This window comes from Planktosalinus sp., from assembly GCF_059864935.1.
On record NZ_JCBCCK010000386.1, the window covers coordinates 1 to 3,567 of the forward strand.

The window sequence follows — 3,567 nt, forward strand, 5'->3', positions numbered from 1 at the left end:
AAAGTTTTAAAGTGATACATCAACGTAAAATATTTTCTAATTTAGAAAGTCATCTAAATAAAAAGGAGGTAACAGTGCTTACCGGAATGCGTCGCACCGGCAAAACTACTTTGATAAAGGAGTTGATGAATATTTCAAAAGAAAAACAGAAGCTGTTTTTTGATTTAGAACGTCTGGATTACAGAAAGTTGTTTCAACAGGAAAATTATGACACGATAGTACTGGCTTTAGAACAACAAGGAGTAGATTTTTCTAAAAAAGTACTCATCGTTTTAGATGAAATCCAATTGGTGCCAAATCTACCCAGCGTAATCAAATATTTATATGACCATTATAATATCAAATTTATAGTTACCGGGTCAAGCTCATATTACATAAAAAACAAGTTTCAAGAATCTATGGCAGGACGAAAAAAGATTTTTGAGATATACCCTTTAGACTTCGGAGAATTTTTAACTTTTAATGGAGTGCCTTATAAACCATTAAAAGACATTAAAAGTCTGAAGAATAATTTAAATGAGTATGAGCGCCTTAAATCTTATTATGAGTTGTATATTGCTTACGGCGGTTTTCCACAAGTTGTCATTGCAAAAAATGCGGAAGACAAAAAAGATGTTCTTCAGGACATTATAAGTTCCTATATCAATATAGACATATTACAACTTTCAGACATTAGAAAAACAGAGGAAATCGAAAAATTGATTAGGCTTCTCGCAAGCAGAATTGGTTCAAAACTGGACATATCAAAATTGGCAAATACGACCCGTTTGTCTCGCCCCACGGTAGAGAATTACCTATATTTGCTGGAAAGCAGCTATTTGATAAACACCATACCTGTGTATTCTATGAATCCTGACAAAGAAATAGTAAAAGCAAAAAAAGTCTATTTTTCTGACACCGGTATTGCAGCTTCACTAACAGAATTATCAAGCGGTGCAAAATTTGAAAATTCGGTTTTTAATCAACTCAAGCATTATGGGGAAATAAGCTATTACCAAATGAAAAACGGAAATGAAATCGATTTTATCTTAGACAAAAAAGTTGCTTTTGAAGTAAAAGAAACCCCTTACGAAAATGACTATACCAAAATGATGCGAATGGCAAAAAATGTTGAGGTTAAGAATGGCTATGTAATCGCACGACACTTTAACAGTCAAGATTTTGAAAGTATGGTTTGGGGAGGAATGATACGTTAAACAAATAATCCCAAAATAGTATATGACAAATTCAATTACCACCCAAATAAAAAATAACCTCGCCATCATCACCCTCAACCGCCCGGAAGTATTCAACAGCTTCAATCGCGAGATGGCTCTGGCATTGCAAAAAGCATTGGATGATTGTGCAGCAAACGAACAAGTACGCGCCATCCTTCTCACCGGAAGTGGCAAGGCATTCTGTGCCGGCCAGGATTTAAAAGAAGTCACCAGCCCCGAGTTAAACCCGGGTTTCAAAGCCATACTGGAGGAACATTACAATCCCATTATTTCCCGTATCCGAAATATAGAAAAACCCGTTGTAGCAGCCGTTAACGGTGTTGCTGCAGGAGCCGGAGCCAATATAGCATTGGCTTGTGATGTGGTGGTTGCTTCAGAAGCTGCGGCATTTATTCAGGCGTTTAGCAAAATTGGGTTGATTCCCGATAGTGCGGGGACGTTCTTTTTGCCGCGATTGATTGGTTTCCAAAAAGCTTCGGCTTTAATGATGTTGGGCGATAAAGTTTCAGCAGAAGAAGCTGAAAAACTGGGCATGATTTACAAAGTGTTTCCGTCAGAAACCTTTATGGAAGAAGCTGAAAAAATAGCCGAAACCCTTTCAAAAATGCCCACCCACGGTTTGGCATTGACTAAAAAAGCACTGAATGCCTCAATGCAAAACAACCTGGAAGAGCAATTGGCATTGGAATCAAAATACCAGATAGAAGCCGCACAAACCGATGATTACAACGAGGGCGTAAACGCGTTTATAGAAAAGAGAAAACCTACATTTACAGGTAAATGATTTCAAAATTCAAATTTGTAATCTCAAATCTCAAATTTGAAATATTAGATTTGAAATGAAAAATTTGAAATAACAAATTTGAAATGAAAAATTTGAAATAACTATGACTGCTGATGAATTAGAAAATCGCTTAATAAAGTTTGCAATTGATTGTGTCAAATTAACATCAATGGCCAAAAAGTCTTATGCTTCAGACCATATGAATGGACAGTTGATACGTTCGGCGACAAGCCCGCCTTTGAATTACTCAGAAGCTAGAGCTGGCGAATCTCATAGAGATTACATTCATAAAATGCAGATTTGTCTTAAAGAGTTGCGAGAGTCTAAAACCAATTTAAAAATTCAAATGGGTACGGATTTTTACGAAACAAAAGAATTCATAGAAATATTGCTAAAAGAAGCAACAGAGTTGGTTTTAATTTTTTCAAAAAGTGTATCAACATCAAAAAGGAATAATAAAATAGTATAGGTTACAACCCTCAAATTTGAAATAACAAATTTGAAATGAAAAATTGTAAATAATCATGAACATAGCAATAATAGGAAGTGGAACAATGGGCAGCGGCATCGCACAAGTAGCTGCCACAGCAGGCTGTTCAGTTAAACTTTATGACACCAATCAACAAGCCTTAGATAAAAGCAAAGTTGCTTTGGAAAAAGTGCTCAGCCGTTTGGTAGAAAAAGGAAAAATAGATGACGTAGAAAAATCCCGCATTCAAAACAACATTTCATATATAGGGAGCTTAAAAGACCTTTCAGATGCCGATTTAACCATCGAAGCCATCATCGAAAATGCCGAAATCAAACAAAAAGTGTTCGCTGAACTGGAAAGTTACCAGTCTGATGATGCCATTATCGCCTCAAACACCTCGTCACTTTCCATCGCTTCACTAGCAGCATCCCTAAAAAAACCGGAGCGATTTATCGGAATCCATTTTTTCAACCCCGCGCCTTTAATGCCTTTGGTGGAGATCATTCCGGCGATTCAAACATCCGAGGAAGTGAAAAATAAAGTGGTGAAAATTATTGAAGACTGGAAAAAAATAGGTGTTTTGGCAAAAGACACGCCCGGCTTTATCGTTAACCGCGTGGCACGTCCGTTTTATGGTGAAGCACTGCGCATTTATGAAGAAGGAATATCCAATTTTGCCACCATTGACTGGGCAATGAAAGAAATAGGCGGTTTTAGAATGGGACCTTTTGAGCTGATGGATTTTATTGGCAACGACGTCAATTATACCGTGACCGAAACTGTTTTCACAGCCTTCTATTTCGACCCAAGATACAAACCAGCATTTACCCAAAAACGCTTTGCCGAAGCAGGCTATTTAGGCAGAAAATCTGGAAGGGGTTACTATAATTACGCTGAAGACGCTACAAATCCCGAACCTAATAAGGACCAAAAATTAGGAAAAGAGATATTTGAACGCATTCTGGTTATGCTCATCAACGAAGCCGCCGATGCCCTGTTTTTAAACATCGCTTCCGCCAAAGATATTGACTTGGCAATGACCAAAGGAGTCAATTACCCAAAAGGATTACTCGCCTGGGCAAACGAAAAAAGCA

General features: G+C 37.4%; 4 protein-coding genes. All 4 read left to right on the plus strand.

The genetic code is table 11. From position 1 onward, the window contains the following. On the plus strand, positions 1 to 1,196 hold a 1,196-nt coding region (locus tag AC6F75_RS12065), incomplete at its 5' end, for a DUF8612 domain-containing protein (protein ID WP_500715279.1). 22 nt (positions 1,197 to 1,218) lie between these two features. Continuing rightward, the gene (locus AC6F75_RS12070; protein ID WP_500715281.1) at positions 1,219 to 2,001 is read left to right on the plus strand and encodes an enoyl-CoA hydratase-related protein; all 783 of its coding nucleotides are present in this window, start codon (positions 1,219 to 1,221) and stop codon (positions 1,999 to 2,001) included. 103 nt (positions 2,002 to 2,104) lie between these two features. Continuing rightward, the gene (locus tag AC6F75_RS12075; protein WP_500715283.1) at positions 2,105 to 2,470 is read left to right on the plus strand and encodes a four helix bundle protein; all 366 of its coding nucleotides are present in this window, start codon (positions 2,105 to 2,107) and stop codon (positions 2,468 to 2,470) included. 55 nt (positions 2,471 to 2,525) lie between these two features. Continuing rightward, positions 2,526 to 3,567: 3-hydroxyacyl-CoA dehydrogenase NAD-binding domain-containing protein (locus AC6F75_RS12080; RefSeq protein WP_500715285.1), on the plus strand; the 1,042-nt coding region annotated here is incomplete at its 3' end.

Bases quoted from the DNA above. Each gene is read 5' to 3' on its own strand.
- AC6F75_RS12070 (WP_500715281.1), top strand. From the start codon at position 1,219: ATGACAAATTCAATTACCACCCAAATAAAAAATAACCTCGCCATCATC.
- AC6F75_RS12075 (WP_500715283.1), top strand. From the start codon at position 2,105: ATGACTGCTGATGAATTAGAAAATCGCTTAATAAAGTTTGCAATTGAT.